Annotated in this window: 15 protein-coding genes and 2 pseudogenes; 1 reads left to right on the top strand and 16 read right to left on the bottom strand. The window is 30.6% G+C overall.

What is annotated here, in order from left to right; all coding sequences use genetic code 11:
• Nucleotides 1–5: 5 nt before the first annotated feature.
• From KI230_RS02040 to KI230_RS02020, 5 genes are all read right to left on the bottom strand, one after another.
• Nucleotides 6–329, bottom strand: coding sequence for a hypothetical protein (locus KI230_RS02040; RefSeq protein ID WP_000971506.1), 324 nt, complete (start codon nucleotides 327–329; stop codon nucleotides 6–8).
• A complete protein-coding gene (locus tag KI230_RS02035) occupies nucleotides 326–1,648 on the bottom strand; it encodes an alpha/beta hydrolase family protein (protein WP_000066172.1) in 1,323 nt (440 codons plus the stop codon). The genes KI230_RS02040 and KI230_RS02035 overlap by 4 nt, the downstream gene beginning before the upstream one ends.
• Entirely contained in the window at nucleotides 1,641–2,456 is an 816-nt protein-coding gene (locus KI230_RS02030) for a tandem-type lipoprotein (protein ID WP_000970849.1), read from the bottom strand. Before KI230_RS02030 ends, KI230_RS02035 begins: the two co-directional genes overlap by 8 nt.
• 178 nt (nucleotides 2,457–2,634) lie before the next feature.
• Entirely contained in the window at nucleotides 2,635–3,411 is a 777-nt protein-coding gene (locus KI230_RS02025) for a tandem-type lipoprotein (RefSeq protein ID WP_045177091.1), read from the bottom strand.
• Nucleotides 3,412–3,479: 68 nt separating this feature from the next.
• Nucleotides 3,480–4,259, bottom strand: a complete 780-nt coding sequence (locus KI230_RS02020) for a tandem-type lipoprotein (protein WP_045177119.1) — start codon at nucleotides 4,257–4,259, stop codon at nucleotides 3,480–3,482.
• Nucleotides 4,260–4,625: 366 nt separating this feature from the next.
• Between KI230_RS02020 and spn the strand changes: the two genes are divergently transcribed.
• Complete coding sequence (gene spn / locus KI230_RS02015) at nucleotides 4,626–4,934, top strand: myeloperoxidase inhibitor SPIN (RefSeq protein WP_000669519.1); 309 nt, start codon at nucleotides 4,626–4,628, stop codon at nucleotides 4,932–4,934.
• 106 nt (nucleotides 4,935–5,040) lie between these two features.
• Here the strand turns inward: spn and KI230_RS02010 are convergent, their stop codons facing one another.
• The 11 genes and pseudogenes from KI230_RS02010 to KI230_RS01965 form a co-directional block, all read right to left on the bottom strand.
• Complete coding sequence (locus KI230_RS02010; RefSeq protein WP_045177089.1) at nucleotides 5,041–6,531, bottom strand: FKLRK protein; 1,491 nt, start codon at nucleotides 6,529–6,531, stop codon at nucleotides 5,041–5,043.
• A 21-nt stretch (nucleotides 6,532–6,552) separates the two neighbouring features.
• The gene (locus tag KI230_RS02005; RefSeq protein ID WP_045177088.1) at nucleotides 6,553–7,236 is read right to left on the bottom strand and encodes a superantigen-like protein SSL11; all 684 of its coding nucleotides are present in this window, start codon (nucleotides 7,234–7,236) and stop codon (nucleotides 6,553–6,555) included.
• Nucleotides 7,237–7,638: 402 nt separating this feature from the next.
• Nucleotides 7,639–8,139: pseudogene (locus KI230_RS13895) on the bottom strand (restriction endonuclease subunit S); the annotation flags it as partial.
• A 69-nt stretch (nucleotides 8,140–8,208) separates the two neighbouring features.
• Nucleotides 8,209–8,799 (bottom strand): annotated as a pseudogene (locus KI230_RS13890) (restriction endonuclease subunit S); the annotation flags it as partial.
• Nucleotides 8,792–10,348, bottom strand: a complete 1,557-nt coding sequence (locus KI230_RS01995) for a type I restriction-modification system subunit M (protein WP_045177083.1) — start codon at nucleotides 10,346–10,348, stop codon at nucleotides 8,792–8,794. The pseudogene KI230_RS13890 and the gene KI230_RS01995, both read right to left, overlap by 8 nt.
• Nucleotides 10,349–10,611: 263 nt before the next feature.
• The gene (locus tag KI230_RS01990; protein WP_045177081.1) at nucleotides 10,612–11,295 is read right to left on the bottom strand and encodes a superantigen-like protein SSL10; all 684 of its coding nucleotides are present in this window, start codon (nucleotides 11,293–11,295) and stop codon (nucleotides 10,612–10,614) included.
• 365 nt (nucleotides 11,296–11,660) lie between these two features.
• Nucleotides 11,661–12,359 carry a superantigen-like protein SSL9 gene (locus tag KI230_RS01985; protein WP_000778500.1) on the bottom strand — a complete coding sequence of 233 codons (699 nt, stop codon included), beginning with the start codon at nucleotides 12,357–12,359 and terminating at the stop codon, nucleotides 11,661–11,663.
• 376 nt (nucleotides 12,360–12,735) lie between these two features.
• Nucleotides 12,736–13,434, bottom strand: a complete 699-nt coding sequence (locus KI230_RS01980) for a superantigen-like protein SSL8 (RefSeq protein ID WP_000673034.1) — start codon at nucleotides 13,432–13,434, stop codon at nucleotides 12,736–12,738.
• A gap of 338 nt (nucleotides 13,435–13,772) precedes the next feature.
• A complete protein-coding gene (locus KI230_RS01975) occupies nucleotides 13,773–14,468 on the bottom strand; it encodes a superantigen-like protein SSL7 (protein ID WP_214958307.1) in 696 nt (231 codons plus the stop codon).
• Between the two features lie 431 nt (nucleotides 14,469–14,899).
• Nucleotides 14,900–15,604: a superantigen-like protein SSL5 gene (locus tag KI230_RS01970; protein ID WP_045177078.1), complete on the bottom strand. Its 705-nt coding sequence runs from the start codon at nucleotides 15,602–15,604 to the stop codon at nucleotides 14,900–14,902.
• Between the two features lie 363 nt (nucleotides 15,605–15,967).
• Nucleotides 15,968–16,915 carry a superantigen-like protein SSL4 gene (locus KI230_RS01965; protein ID WP_214958306.1) on the bottom strand — a complete coding sequence of 316 codons (948 nt, stop codon included), beginning with the start codon at nucleotides 16,913–16,915 and terminating at the stop codon, nucleotides 15,968–15,970.
• Between the last annotated feature and the right edge of the window lie 61 nt (nucleotides 16,916–16,976).

Genomic DNA, 16,976 nt, shown 5'->3' with positions numbered 1-16,976 from the left:
AATTATCAATCACTTAGTTTATCTAACTGATTTTTATAAGATTTTTTTAAGTCTTCTTTATATTCTTCTAATTTCCATTCTTGCTTTCTAATTATCTCATTGATTTCTTGCTCATACGCTTCTATATTTCTCGTCATTTTCCTTTGTGCATCTTCACTATAATTCATTTCGTGTTTCAAATATTGAAAGACATCATAACTACGTTCATTTTCTTTTCGAGCTCTATGCCTAAACTCATTCAAATTTTGCAGTTCATTCTCTATACGTTTTTTCTCATATTCATATGATTCTTCTAATTCATTTTTATTATTAATTCGATTGAACATCATAGTAATCCACCTATTTGTGATGCAAGCACTTGATCTTTATCAACGATTTCATTAATACTAGATCTAACTCTTAGAATATAATTTGATACAGAAGACCCTATCGTTGAAAGTTGTCTTTCTTTTGCAGATATCATTTGTTCAGGATCTCCTACCATACTACTTTCATTCACATGACCTTCATCTAAAGCTTCTAGCACTTCACTCACAGTTATATCTTTACCTACAGCGTTTCCAGCTTTTTGCGCGTCTTCCCAATTTTTTTCAAATTTCTTTTCCTTTTCATTATACATTTTTTTAATTTGATTAATTTCATCATCTATCAGTTGACTGAATGACTGCGCAATTGTTAAAGCTGATAAACTTTCTAAAGCTTTTTGTTGCGAAGAAGATAACCAACCTCCATTTGTAGTCATCATATTTGTTCTAAGTAATTCTATACTAGCTAATTTAGATATGGCATTATTAGAATGCTTTACAAATGACTTATTATTTTCTTCTACATAACCTTGTAGTTTTTTAAGTTCTTTTTTTATAGCTTTTTGTTCTTGTTCAGTTAAGAATCCATCCATTGAATGACCTTTACCATTTTCAATCACTATCTCATGTCCAAAATAAACATATTTCGTATATCCCTGAATAAAATTAGTTAACTCATCTTTATTAGATACAACTCTAGTAATGTTACCTTTATATCCTTTATATAATTTAAATAATCGAGAATTAGGGTCTAAGCCAATAGCTGATATGGGAGCTGGATTATAAACAACGATATTAGGAATACCATTACTCATACCTAATATTACCGCTTCTCTACCGCCTAATGAATGCCCAGTAATAAAATCAATATCATACTTATTTTTTATTTTTTTGATGAACTCTTGTGTTTCTTCATAATGTTTGCTTTTATCAGACGGAGGAAATGTTCCAATTTGGACATCGGAAATTAAATCCTTTCTAGTCTCAGCTGAGTCAATTTTATCTTGTTTTGTTGTTGCAAACCCTGGTAGCAAAAGTTGCTTCGCAAGAGCTTCCTTTTTGAAGTTTGTTCCAGTCATGCCAATAATCACTTTCCCAGTATCTTTGTTTAAGAAAGCTGATGCTGTCACACCGTACTTTTTATCTGTGTGACTATCTATATATTCAAGATTAGAAGGGAATTCATTAGTTACTTTTAATCTATCAAACTGCAATTGCAAATTAGTTTTTGGCAATCCATTGAGATTAGCATTTTCAATTTCATATGATAATTTAGAAACTGCACTAGTTGTCTCAGTCTTATTATTTATAAAACTATGATCTAAGCGAAATTTATTACTCATTGTTTTCACCCTTCGAAGGGTTATAATTTAAAAAGTCACTGACAGAAATTTGGTTATCTTTTTTCTTTGAAAAGATATATTCCACTTTTTTATATCCCACCGAGCTACCTTTTATATCCCCATCTATATGAAGTTTTAAAGTTGGTGATTCACTGGTTGTAATAGGATAAACATCTCTTAGTTTTTTTACATTACTATCACTATTTTTCATTTTGTACTCTGCTTCATAAAACGGCACATTTTCATTGCTCGATATTTTTCCATTTCGATAATTTTTCAAGTCTTTAAAATCTGCATATTGTCCAAAAAATTTAAATTTTTCTATTTTATGTTTAAGTTTTTCATCTTCTACCTTATCTAAAAGTACTATTTTATTATCTTTAAGTTCAACACGATAATCTTTCCTTTGCGGCATCTTATCCTCTTCATCATAAGTTTTTCTGACAAAATAATATCCTTTAGCTGTCCGTGTATTTCTATTCAAATGTAGTACCATACCTTCACTATCCAATTCACCTGCTTTTTCACTTTTAGCAAAGTCTGAATATATCGTCCATGTCCCCTTGTCGTCCTTTTTAAACTCTCCATCACGATAGCCTTCTTTGTCATATAAATCTTCAAGATTTTTGATTGGGTACATATCTAATGTTTTCGCAAAGCTCTTTTTGATTTGTTCTTCTTTTGAATCTGTTTTATTTGTTTGTACTTCTTTTTTCTGTTCATCTTTCATATTTCCACATCCCCCAATAAAAATGATTAAAAGTAATACACTCATGTACAAAGCAATTTTTTTTATATACTCCATCATTTCACATCTCTCTGCTTTAATTTTATAAACATTTGAATATTTCATGCAACTTAATAAAATAGTGATTATTGCACTTTTATGTTATCAAACAAAACTCACTTAATCAATTTAATATATATAACTAATTTAACTTTATTATTAAATGTTCTAACGTTATTTTTTATAATCCTAATTATACTTAAATATCCTCACTTGGATTGAAATTAATAATATCTGTGAAGTAAATATTTTCTTCTTTGTTTCCAACAAAGGTAAATTCAATATTTTTATATCCGACTGATGAACCTTTTAAATTGCCTGAGCCTTTCAATAACAATTTAGGTACCTTTCTTGTTGGGATATTATATCGCTTACGTAGTTGTTCTACATTATGATCACTGTTTTTCAATTGATATTGTGCAGAGTGTATTGGTACTTCTGGGTTATATGTCACTTCACCGTCTTTATAGTTTTCCAATTCTTCAAAATTCCCATATTGTACAAAGAATTTAAATTCTTCAATTTCTTTTTCAACTTTTTCATCATCAATTGGTTTTAATGGAATAATTTTATTATTTTCAATTTTGACTGGGTATTTTCGTTCATCACTATATACCTTGCCCTCACTGTCTTCTTTAATTATCCTAACAAAATACTCACCTGTAGTTGTTCTGGTATTTCTATTTAAACGTACAACCATACCTTTGGACTCCATATTTTCATCTTTTAGTTCTGTTGTCATTTCAGATCTAATAACCCAAGTACCTTTGTCGCCTTTTTTAAATTCTCCATCTCGATATCCCTCTTTGTCATAAAAGTCTTCTAGATTTTCAGTAGGATACATATCTAATGTTTTCGCAAAGCTCTTTTTGATTTGTGTTTCTTTTGAACCTTTGCCATCATTATTACTTTCGCATCCTGTGATTAATACGATTAAAATTAATATAAACATGTATAATTTCTGAAAGCACTTCATCTTGTCACATCTCTTTGCACATTTTTGATATTTGATCATTTCATCAAACCACACATTGTAATTTAACTTTACTTATTTGGTATGAATTCAACACTATCGTTAAAATAAATATTCTCACCTTTTCTTTCAACAAATGTAAATTCAATATCTTTTTGACCAACTGAGGAACCTTTTAAATCCCCACCACTTTTTAAAAGTAACTTAGGCGCTTCTTTTGTTGAAATGTCATATATTTTACGTAGTTGCCTTACATTATAATCGTCGTTTTGTAATTGATATTTAGCCGAATAAATTGGTGCTTCAGGATTATATGAAAACTCACCATTTTTGTATTTTTCAAAATTTTTAAAGTTCCCATATTGAACAAAAAACTTGAAGTTTTCAATTTCTTTTTTTATTTTCTCGTCATTAATTTGTTCAGTAGGAATAATTTTATTTCCTACCATTTTCACTTCATATTTTTCTTCCTTATCTTTATTTACACGATTATTATTTTCACTTATTTCTTTCAAAACAAAGAAACCTTTGGCTGTTTTGGTATTTCTATTAATATATAATTGCATACCTCTTGTTTTCATTACTTTGCCCTTTGGCTGTTTAACTATTTCAGATCTAATTAGCCAAGTACCTTTATCATCTTTTTTAAATTCTCCATCTCGATATCCTTCTTTGTCATATAAGTCCTCGAGATTCTTAATTGGGTACATATCTAATGTTTTCGCAAAGCTCTTTTTGATTTGTATTTCTTTTGAATCTTCTTTTGTTTCATTACCTTTGCCACAACCTGCTATCGCAAATATTAAAATCATAACGCTTATGTACAATGCAAACCTTTTTAAATATCCCATCGTTTCACGTCTCTCTGTTTTATACTTCATTTATATTCTCTTTTCATATAAATAATTAATTATTTTGTATATTTCTCTTTTACGTTACCAAAATATACATATACAATCAATTTAATTTCTTAATTAAATTTGTAGTTTTTATTATGTTGTAGCAATTTTTTATTATTGTTTCATTTGAATTTAAATATCTTCGAAACCTACTTATCAATTCGAAGAAATACAAGCATTGCACTAAAGATTAATTGTTTTTTATCAATATTTGCCATTTTAACTATTTATTAAAAATTATTAAATCGACTTAATAAACGTAATTTTCTTAATATTCAGTGTTATTATGGAGTTACAATTTTTAGAGGAGTGATAGATATGAAATTTAAAAAGGTTTTAGTAGCTACGGCAATGGTAGGTGTTTTAGCAACTGGCGTTGTTGGATATGGTAATCAAGCAGATGCGAAAGTTTATTCTCAAAATGGACTCGTACTACATGATGATGCAAACTTCTTAGAACATGAATTAAGCTATATCGATGTGTTATTAGATAAGAATGCTGACCAAGCTACAAAAGACAACTTAAGATCATACTTCGCCGATAAAGGACTACATTCAATCAAAGACATTATCAACAAAGCTAAACAAGACGGCTTTGATGTTTCAAAATATGAACACGTAAAATAAATTCAATAACGCTTTGTAACAAAGCACAAAAAACAGCTCAATGACGTTGAAGTCAGTGATTAACTCACTAATTTCATTACATCATTAAGCTGTTTTATTTTATTAATTATTTTTCTAATTTTGGTGCCTTACGTTCAACTTTCTTTTCACCTAATGGATAAAACCAAGTTGATGGATTACCTTGAACATCATATCCTACAATTTTATCACCATGTAATTTATGATATGCAGGCGTGTTTTCAAGTTTTTCTTCAAATTCACGTTCTTTCTTTTCTTCCGGAGATTCATAAACATCGATATACTTAGAAACAAATCCTTTATGTAATAGTTCACCACTAATCGGTTTAACTACTGCGAAATTTAATGTTTCTCCGTTTTGTAATCTGAAACCAGCTTTTTCAGCATCAAAGCTAAATTTACCATTTTCATCTACTTGAATATCAGGAAACAGTTGTGCTTCACCTAACTCTGAATATACTTTTACTACTGCATTCGCGAATTTAGTCTTTCCTGTAATCTCTTTAGTTCCTTGTTTATCAAGAATACCTTTACCTTGTTTTGTATGATACAAACTGCCGTAGATTTCATCTACATGTAACTCTTCATTAACATCTTTCAAAACATTAACTTCTTTCACTTTTGCATGATCATATTTTGTTTCTGATTTATCGATATCTTCTAAGCTCGTTACTTTAGTTTTGAAAATTAATGACTTCAATGCTTCATCTTCATCATCAGGTGCAAATGTTAATGAGATCTCATCATTTTTCTTTAATTCTAAGTTATCAAAAGGATTTTTTTTGAAATCAAAATCAAAATATCCTTTTTCATTAATAGGCATCCAAATACCATCGGAACTAGCTTTAGTATCTTCTTTACTAATTCCATCTTTAGCTCTTTCTTCAAAATTAATAAATTTATTATTAATAGATAGAGCAACTTTACCTTTTACAGAAGTATGGCCTTTAATAATACCTGATCCTTCAGTAATAGGTTCAATGAAAACTTGATGGTGTCCACTTTCCTCTTTTAATCGTTCTTTTGGTATTTCATACGCTTTTTCATAGCGTGGTGTTGTATATTTAGCCTTAGCATCTGTACTTTCTTCCTCAACACTTGCTTTTTCAGTTGAATCTGCTTCTACTTCTTCATCTTCTTCATCTTCGCCTAAATCATCTAAAGAAGATGATGATACCTCAATTTCTTGGTTATGAACTATTTTACGATTATGAAGTGGATACTCAAATTTTCCATCTTCTTTTGAAGTTATAAATGAACCGACGTCTCCATCTACTGAATCAGCACTTTTGCCATCTATATTAAGTAAAATAATATGATTCGGTAATGTAGTACCTGTTACTTTTTGAGCTCCTGGTTTGATAGGATCTAAATTTACAAAGTTTTTAGAAGACTCTGCCGCTTTTGTTTCTTTGTAATTTTGTTCAGTTTGTGAAACAGCTTTTGATTCTTGATTTGTACTTACCTTCTGATTAGTTTCAGAAGCTTCAGCTTGTCCGTTTGTCATGATATATAACATAGTAATTGCAACTGATACTAAACCGACTTTCATTTTACGTAATTTAAAATTTTCTCTCATGATATACTCCCTCGAATATTATTATAAATTCACTTCAATTTTCTCTATATTTCTACTATCAATCGTATCACCCATGCGATGAGTCTGTAATTTTTTATTTAATTCAAATGTATAATAGCCACCGTTTTTCATAGTAATTCTAATTTTACTGTCTTTAGGTTCTGTCTTATAAAGATCATGTTTATCAATTAAATGCTTTCTTAATTTAAAATCAAGTTCTTTTAATGAGATTTCTTCTTTATAGATGCTATAGTATTCTGAAGTCACAGAAGTAGTGTGTTGACCTGTACTCTTAGAAACTGACAAATTAACGTTTTGAACAGTATCTTTATGTTGAGTCCCATTTGTCTTTGTAATTCCACCAATCGATGTTGTGATAGCTGATTTGTCACTACCTTCTCTTACTACAAACACGTCAACATTAGAAACTTCGTCATCATCTTTAACAGTTAATTTTTCATTTCCTGTCAATGTAACATCAATTTGTTGAGAATTATCTATAAATGTAACTTTATTTCCGTATTTATATCCTGTTACATTTGTTAATTCAAATCCTCTCCCTTTATAATATTCACTCAAGTCTTGAGTAGCTTGTGATCTAACCTCTAATGTACTTGCTTTTACTGGCTGAGCAGTAGTTGTAATCATACCTGTTGTTAAAATCCCTAGTGCTAAACTTGCTTTAGCAATATTTTTTAATTTCATAATTCTATGCTCCCAATTTTTAGTCTATTTGATTTATTCTATTACGCAATACGAACAATCCTCATTCATTATAATGAGCAATGGTCGTGCTTCACATTAAACTTACTTTAACTAAAAATTAATCATTATTAAGTAATTTAATAAATAGTTAACTAATATCATTCAATTCCTATCGATCTACTATCTTTTATTTACGAATAACACTTTATCTCAACTTAATCTTTATTTAACTACTTATTCTGTACACAATTTCGACACAAAAAAGACACTGCGCTTTCACAGTGCCTAAATTTAATGTTCGTTTTTGAATTAGATAAAAATTTACATCTTATTTATAAAGTTATATCGTGTGATGAAACAGCTGAAATAAACAAATAATTAAAACTATATTGTAGCGACAAATTAAATAAACATTTTCTGTAAAATCGCTCTTTTTCTCTCTTTTAATAAATCTAGTTTTAATATCTGTCTTTCAATTAATTCTTCAAACCAAACAAAAAAGTCACCTATTCTTTTTTGTTCCTCTTTGACAGGTAATTCTATTTTAATTAATCCAATATCTTTTGCATTGTATGATGGAAGTGCACCAACCTGGGCATATTTAGGTAAATAAATGGTTTGAAACAATGTTCTTCCAAAATTAATGTTCCATTCTTGCGAAAATGAATAACTCATAGTATTGTTATCGATTAAAAATGGTTCTAAAACTAATCTTTTTCGATTCAACATTATTGCAGCTCCAACTTTAGCAAAAATCATAGATGGTACGTTAGTTATAATTTTCCATTTTTTAGACTCTATAATCCCATTTGAAACGTAGTTATTAGCATTTCTCATAATTATTTCATTGCCTTTATTATTCATATCAGAAATTTTAAAGAAAGGTATTCCTTCTTTCCCACCCTGTAAACTTTCAGGAAATCCAATACCAGTATTAAATGTTCCAATCTCGCTAAGTTTATAAAGTAGACTTTCCGGATAATCATTACCATTCTCATCTTTGAATCGCAATTCTTGCGAGAAGATTTTCTGCATATAGCCTTTTTTCTGTTGTTGAAGTAATTCAAGTTTTTGTTCTTCTAATTCAATTTGCCGGTCGAGTTTGCTGAAGAACTTGCCTATTTTTTGCTGCTCTTTATTTGTAGGGACAAATCTATTTATTTTATTAATGGTTTGTTTGCTTAAGCTTGGCACACCTGTTGATTCATCGTATACTTTCCAGTTTATTTTTCTAAATAAACTTAATATAAATAGTATGTCTGTTTCTTTTTTAGGTGTACAATAAAATAATGTATCCACCGTCCAAAACGGCGCCTCAAGCAAATATGGTTTGTTTATAGTCCCTTTTCTCCCAATACCAACAGCATCAATTTCACTTAGTGGTTCTGAAACACTTGTCATATAACCGCCAGTACCATAGACTGGTATATCGCCTTTATCCAAATGTTTATAATCTTTTCCAGAATTAACTTTTATAATATCCCCTAACTGCTTCTCTTCCCATTCGCCTTCAAACCCTAGGAACCTCAACTCTGGCACATTTTTCTTTTGTGTATTACTCATCTTTCAACACCCCAAGCTCTTTCAGGTATGCATTGATTTCTTGTTCAACTTCTGCGATTTCTTTATCGATATTTTTCAAATCTTGTTGGACTTGATCTAAATCAATCGGTGCTTCTTCTTCGAATGTATCAACATATCTCGGTATGTTTAAGTTGTAATCGTTATCGGCAATCTCTTGTAATGTTGCGCTGTAGCTATATTTATCAATGGTTTCTTTACGCTTATATGTGTCTATAATGCGTTCAACTTGGGCATCGCTTAAATGATTTTGATTTTTTCCTTTTTCAAAATCATTGGATGCATCGATAAATAATACGTTGTCGTCTTGTTGGCGACATTTTTTAAATACTAAAATACATGTTGGAATACTTGTCCCATAGAAAATATTGGCTGGTAAGCCAATCACGGCTTCTAGGTAGTTCTTTTCTTCTATTAAATAACGACGAATGACGCCTTCTGCAGCACCACGGAATAAGACACCATGTGGGAGTACAACGGCCATGGTACCTTCATCGTCTAGGTAATGTATCATGTGTTGAATAAAGGCAAAGTCTGCTTTAGACTTTGGCGCAAGTTTGCCGTAACCACTGAAGCGTTCGTCATTTTCAAATTTTGAATCTGCTGTCCATTTTGCACTGTATGGCGGATTCGCTATAACCGCATCAAATGTATGGCCTAAAAAGGCTGGATTTTCCAATGTGTCATCATTACGGATATCGAAATTTTCATAACGTACATCATGTAATAACATGTTCATGCGCGCTAAGTTGTAAGTGGTATTGTTACGTTCTTGACCGAAATAACGATACACTTGCGTTTCTTTACCAACACGTAACAACAATGAACCGGAACCACATGTTGGGTCGTACACATGACGTAATTTATCTTTACCGTCTGTGACAATCTTCGCCAGTATCTTAGATACTTGTTGTGGTGTATAGAACTCGCCTGCTTTTTTACCCGCTGTCGCCGCAAAGCGCCCGATTAGGAATTCATATGCATCACCTAACATATCAATTTCCATATCACTGTGAACGAATGGTAAGTCGTCAAGATTAACCATGACTTTAGAGATTAAAGCAGTACGTTCTTTGACATTGTTACCTAGTCGCGTTGAACTCAAATCCATATCGCTGAACAGACCGATAAAGTCATTTTCACTTTCTTCACCTAGCGTTGATGTTTCAACTTTACGAATCGCCGTCGCCAAATGTTCGATATCGAAATCTTGCGTTTCAATTTCACGAATCATCGCACTGAATAAATCTTGTGGCTCAATGAAGTAACCGACTTGGTCAATTAATTCTGCTTTTAAATCTTCACGGTATTCTTCGTCTGCCCATGCTTCTTGATACGTGATGTCTTCACCTGACAAGGCATCTGCATATTCTTGTTCCGCTTTTTCAGATAAGAAGCGATAGAAAATCAAGCCTAAAATGTAATTACGGAATTCACTCGCATCCATGTTTCCTCTTAAATCATTCGCAATCGACCATAATTTTTTATGTAATTCAGCTTGTTGCTGACGTTGTTTTTCAGTAATAGACATGTGATTCCTCCGCCTTTGAATAAGTAATTTATCTCTTTGTGTAATAGATTTATTATAACATTTGGTTATGTTGCGATGTTGAGAATTTTGAGGTTGGTTGTGGAAATTTTTATATTCATGAAAATTGGGGTAGAATCCATGAAACGTAAACCAAAACAGCTTAACGACGATATCGATTGATGCATCCTTTTTATAAGGTATGCGCATCAATTTACTTTTCATCGTTAAGCCGCTTCAATTAATTTTTTCTTATTCGTAATTATTTACTTTAAGTTAACTTCAATATCTTTAATTTGTTTGCTTTCTATGACTTCCCCCATATATTTAAATTTTAATTTAGACCTTAAATCAAGGTTATAAAAACTGCCATCTTTCAAGCTAATTTTGACCCTACCATCTTTTGAGATTGTTTTATAAAGTCCATATTTTTCGATTAGATGCTTTCTCAACTTAAAATCTAACTCTTTTAATGTTATTTTTTCTTTTTTAATATAATAAGGGTATCCTTTCACAAAAGCATCTTCACCCTTTTCTTTTGTAACATTTAATATTGGGGCACTGACAACTCCAGATGTTTTATTCGTCTGTATTACGCCACTAACAGTATAAAATATGTCGTGCTTGTCTCTTTTTTCTTGAACAAAAAACACATCTAAGCCCTTATAACTACGCTGTTGAAATCTATTTTTATCATTTCCAAGCAGCAATACTTGAATCTTCATACCTCTATACTTAAAACGCAAGTTATTTTTACCATGCTTCATAGCATTAATGTTTTTCAATTCCATAGTCTTTCCAGTGTAGTATCGGTATAATGCTTCCTTGTCATGTTTGTTTACTGTCTCTTGATTTTGTTTTGCATGACTGGAATGAGCCTCTGTTGTTAAAGTTCCTGTTGTTAAAATTCCTAAAGCTAATGTTGCTTTTGCTAATGCTGTAAATTTCATATTTATTTGCTCCAATCTTAATATATTGGATTGTTTTCATTACGTAATTTGAATCATACATTTTTATTATAACGTGCATCGTTTCATACGATAATTAACCTCGATTTAAATATACTTGAATTATTCTTAATGAAAAACAAATATATTTTAATGTTCAGGTTAAATGACTTTCATTATTTCATTTAGTTGTTTTACTGGATTATCGTTTACTACAACTGATGATGTTACTCTGTTCTGCTCTTTGAATTACAAAAACAACTTAACAACAGTAATGTATTTAACACAGTTCCTTATATAAGGACACAGATGTCAATTCACATTTTGTCGTTAAGTCGCTTCTTAAGCTATTATGCTATTAACTCAAACTAATTCAAATTCACTTCAATATTTTTAATTTGCTTACTATCCATTACATCAAACATACGATCAAAACTTAATTTTTCACTTAAATCAATTACATATTTCTTTTCGTCTTTCATATTAATAACGATTCTACCTTTATCTGACGCGCCTTTATACAATCTATATTTTTCGACTAACATTTTTCTTATTTTAAAATCCAGTTCCTTCAACGATACTTCTTCCTTTTGAATAAAGAACAACTCATTTATCGAAAAGCCATGTTTAGCATCAACTTTTTTAACTTGTAGACTTGGATTACTTACAAATCCAAACACTGATCTCACATTTTTCTTTGTTATACCGCCAACGCTATATATGCCACCTTTTATATCTATTAATTCAGGTACTGCAAAGACATCAAGGCCATGTGTTTTTTCTTTATATTTATTTTTATCGTCACCAAGCAGAAACACTTTGAAAGTTTTATTTCGTTGGTTAAAGTTTAAAACGTTAGAACCATAGTAATCTTCACTTTTAACGCTAATGTTTGTTGATTCAAAACTTTCTTCAGAATAGTATTGATGTAGCATATTGATATAATATTTGCGTTGTGTCTCATCAAGTTCTACTTTCGCGTGAACAGCTTTACTTTCTGCTGTAAACACACCTGTAGTTAATATTCCTAATGCTAATGTTGCTTTTGCTAATGCAGTCAATTTCATATTTATTTGCTCCAATCTTGATATATTGGATTGTTATGATTACGTAATTTGAACTATCTGTCTTTATTATAAGGTGCATCAAAACAGACTGACATTAACGCTCATTTAAATAAACTTGAATCATTATTAATGAAAATCAAACGTATTTTAACATTCGTATTAACTGATTTTTAATAGCAACATAAATTTTTTTTGGGGAATCATTGTTCTTTCCGATTAGTTTTAGATCTTAAGTTATTCGATACAAAGTGTACAAAAAAGCAGCTTAATAACGTAGTCAATGTTCGATATGTTTTTATTATTAAAACACGTATCAAAATCATTAAACATGGGATTATTAAACCGCTTCTTAAGCTTTTATTCTATATATCATTGATTATTTCAAATTCACTTCGATGTTCTTAATTTGTTCACTATTAATGACATCTGCCATACGCTCGAAATCTAATTTATCACTTAAATCAATTTCATACTTATTTTCATCTTTCATATTAATAACAATTCTACCTTTATCAGCTGACCCTTCATACAGTTTGTATTTTTTAATCAACAGTTTTCTTATTTTAAAATCAAGTTCCTTCAATGACACTTCTTCCTTTTGAATAAAGAAAAATTCATCAATAGAAAAACCGTCTTTATCGTCTATTTTTTTAACTAGTAAGTTCGGCGTTCTTAGAGACTCAAATATTGATTTTACGTTTTTCTTCGTTACACCACTAACACTAAATATTCTTCCATCTAAATCTACTAATTCTGGTACCGCAAAGACATCTAAACCATGTGTTTTTTCTTTGTATTTATTTTCATCTTTTCCCAATAAAAATACTTGGAACTTTTGATTTTGTTGGTTAAAAAGCAAAACGTTAGAGTCATAATAACCTTGACTTTGGCCACTAACATTTGTTAACTCATAACTAGGTCCTGAATAGTATTGATGTAACTTGTTTGTATCATATAAACGGTTCATTTTTTCATACTTTCCTTTTGCATTAACCGATTGATTTTCTGTTATCATTACACTTGTTGTTAATATTCCTAATACAAATATCGCTTTAGCTATCGCTGTAAATTTCATATTCATATGCTCCAATCTTAATATATTGGATTGCTTTTATTACGTAATTTGAATAATACACATTTATTATAAAGGGCATTGAGACAGACTGACATTAACACTCGTTTAATTAAAATTAAATCATGGTTAATGAAGAACTAATTAATATTCAATGGACATCACTTTCAGAAGTAATGTGAATTTTTAGTACGCTCATACCCTGCGTTATAAAACATAAAAACAGCCTAACGACACTGTTGATTTAGATACGCCCCTTTTTGGAGGATGTACGTATTTATTCAACATTTCATCGTTAAGCTGCTTCAAATTTATTACTTTAAAGTCATTGATTGTTTAATTTAAATTTGATTAATAGTCACTGCTATATTTTGAATATCCTTACTATTCAACACATCACCCATGCGCTCGAATTGCAGTTTATCACCTAAATCAATTACTTCCTTTTTCTCGTCTTTCAAATTGATAGTGATCTTACCGTATTTAGTCGTACCTTTATATAAACCATATTTTTCAACTAATTGCTTTCTAATTTTGAAATCAAGTTCTTTCAGTGAAACTTCTTCTTTATTAATTGAAAATGAGTCAATTGATGCATGTAAATCTCCTCCATACACTTTATTAACTACTAAAGGTGTATTAGTTTCAGAAGATTGGTTATTTTTCTTCGTTACACCACCAACAGTAGATAGTCTACCGTTTGGAGCAATTAATTCTTTTACCACAAAGACATCTTGACCTTGAAGTCCTTGTTTATATTTAGCTTTATCTTCTCCTAATAAGAATAATTGGTGATTTTGACCATCTTGGTTAAAGCGTACAACGTTAGAACCGTTATAATTTTCAACCTTACCTCTAATATTACTGAATTCAAAACTTTCTGATGAGTAGTATCGATGTAAGTCTTTAATATCATATAAATGTTGTACTCTCTCTTGCTTTTCTTTTGCTTGAACTGCTTGGCCTTCTGATGTAATCACACCAGTAGTTAATAAGCCTAATGCCAATGTTGCTTTAGCTAACGTTTTTAATTTCATAGTACTATTCTCCCAATCTATTTATAAATTTTGTCTTAATATATTTTTATATGATTAATTCAATTACGTAATACGAACAATCTACTATCATTATATAAGCGAGATACTGCGCTATGAATTAACCTCTTTTTAACTATTTTTGAACCAACGTTAAGTTAGTTAATGAAATCCTAACAGTATTAATTATTTTTTATAACACAATGCTAATTTTTTAACTATTCACACTTTCCCTCAATTTAATTATGTTTTCCACATTGTTTCATGTCACGAAAAGGACAACGCGCGACTATAGGTATCAACTATTTCCAAAATTTTGATCATGAACCCGCTTCTATTTTTCATCTCTCCAACACAAAAAAGAAGCTAAGCAACTTATGTTGCCTAACTCCTCTATACTATCCATATTTTACTATTATCCATATTTCATTGAATTATCTAATGTTGGCTTCTATTTTTTCAATATTTCTACCGTCAATGACATCACTCATGCGATTTGTTTGTAATTTTTTATTAAGTTCAAACGTATAATAGCCGCCATCTTTCATTATCACTTTTATCTTACTATCTTTAGGAAACTTTTTATACAGATCAAAATTTTGAATTAAATACTGTCTCAATTTAAAGTCGAGTTCTTTAAGTGAAATCTCTTCTTTATAAATGTAGTGTACTCTACCGTACGTAGCAATACCGTCACCTTCATCTCTCTTGATTTGAAATCTTGGTGCGTTTATATAATCATAATAAGCGTCTTGATTTTTCTTAGTGACACCACCATATGAAAACACTGTGCCATTACGGTTTTCCGCTTCTTTAACTACAAATATATCTAAACCTGGATTTTTACGTGTTTTAAGTCTTTCTATATCTTTGCCAAAAATTTGTATTCTAGTGAACTTTTGATGTTTATCAAAGATAAGGTAATGCTTGCCACCTTTGCTATAACGATAACCAGTAACATTTTTAAGTTCCTTACTTGTGCCACTATAGTAATCTCTTAAGTCAAAGATATCTTTTGTCACATTTTCATATTTTGCTTCATGTTCACTTGCATTTACAGTTTGATGCGTTGATGTTATTGTTCCTGTTGCTAAAATACCTAATGCTAAACTTACTTTCGCAATTGCTGTCATTTTCATAGTTGTATGCTCCATTCGTAATTATTAGATTTGTTCGCTTACGTCTATTGAATCATACAGCTTTATTATAGATGGCGTATTTGACCTTTCACATTAAACCATGTTTAATAATCATTGAATCATTATTAAGTAAATTAAGGAATCTATAATGTTCGTTAAATAAAACTGATTCCGTTATGCTTCACACCCGATAGATAGGGATTTACAGATAAATTCAGGACTTTTCCACGTCATATTTGGGCCCATCGAAAATTCGGGTTCTCAAATCATCGAACATAACAAAAGAAGCTAAGCAACATGTAGGCCGTTGTCACTTAACTTCTTGTTTTTCCGATGACAGCTTCTATTTAGAGAATGTCATGATTATTTTATATTCACTTCAATGTTATCAATATTAGTGCCATCTATGACATCTGCCATGCGATTTTCTTGTGATTTTTTGTGTAATTCAAACGTGTACTTTCCACCGTTTTTCATTTTAATAACAATTTTACCTGAACCAACGTTACCGTACAGATTATGATTTTCAATAAGTTGTTTTCTCAATTTAAAATCAAGTTCTTTCAAGGAAATCTGCTCTTTAGTAATCTTGAATTCTGAAACATCATGAGAGATTATACCTTTATTATCTTCCTTAGTAATTCTTACTCCTGCTTTGTGATCAACTTTTTTACTATTACTCTTTGTGATACCACCGACAGAATATTTTTCCAGATTGTAATTATTTTCTTCTAAAACGACAAATACATCGACATTCCTATGTACTCCTTCACCATATTTTTTATCGTCTTTACCAACTAAAGCAATTTTATATATGAAATAATCTGGAACAATATTCATAAATCTTATTGTCGTCCATTTTTTTAAAATAATACCAATCTCATTTTTAAATTCTAAACTTGGTTTCGTATAATACGCTCTTAAATCTTTAAATTTAGGATTTATTTCTGTTGGTACTTGTTTTGTGGTTGGCGATTGTAGTGGTGATGTGTCTACATTAGACGAAGGTGGTGTTGTCGCGTTTGGTTTTGATTGCGGTGCTTCTACTTTAGTTGAAGATGGTGTTGTTGCATTTGCTGCTTGTTTTGGTACTTCCACTTTAGTGGAAGATGGTGTTGTCGCGTTTGCTGCTTGTTGTGGTGCTTCCACTTTAGTTGAAGGCGGTGTTGGTGCATTCGGTGTTTGTTGCGGTGTTTCCACTTTAGTTGAAGATGGTGTTGTCGCGTTTGCTGCTTGCGTTGTCGTTGTGATTACACCTGTTGTTAAAAGGCCTAGTGCTAAACTTGTTTTAGCAATCGTTGTTATTTTCATAGTTGTATGCTCCATTCGTAATTATTAGATTTGTTCGATTACATTCATTGAATCATACAGC

Source organism: Staphylococcus sp. MZ3, from assembly GCF_018622755.1.
Lineage (GTDB): Bacteria > Bacillota > Bacilli > Staphylococcales > Staphylococcaceae > Staphylococcus > Staphylococcus aureus.
The sequence above is the reverse complement of the archived record's forward strand: the minus strand, read 5'-3'. Positions and strand labels throughout refer to the sequence as shown.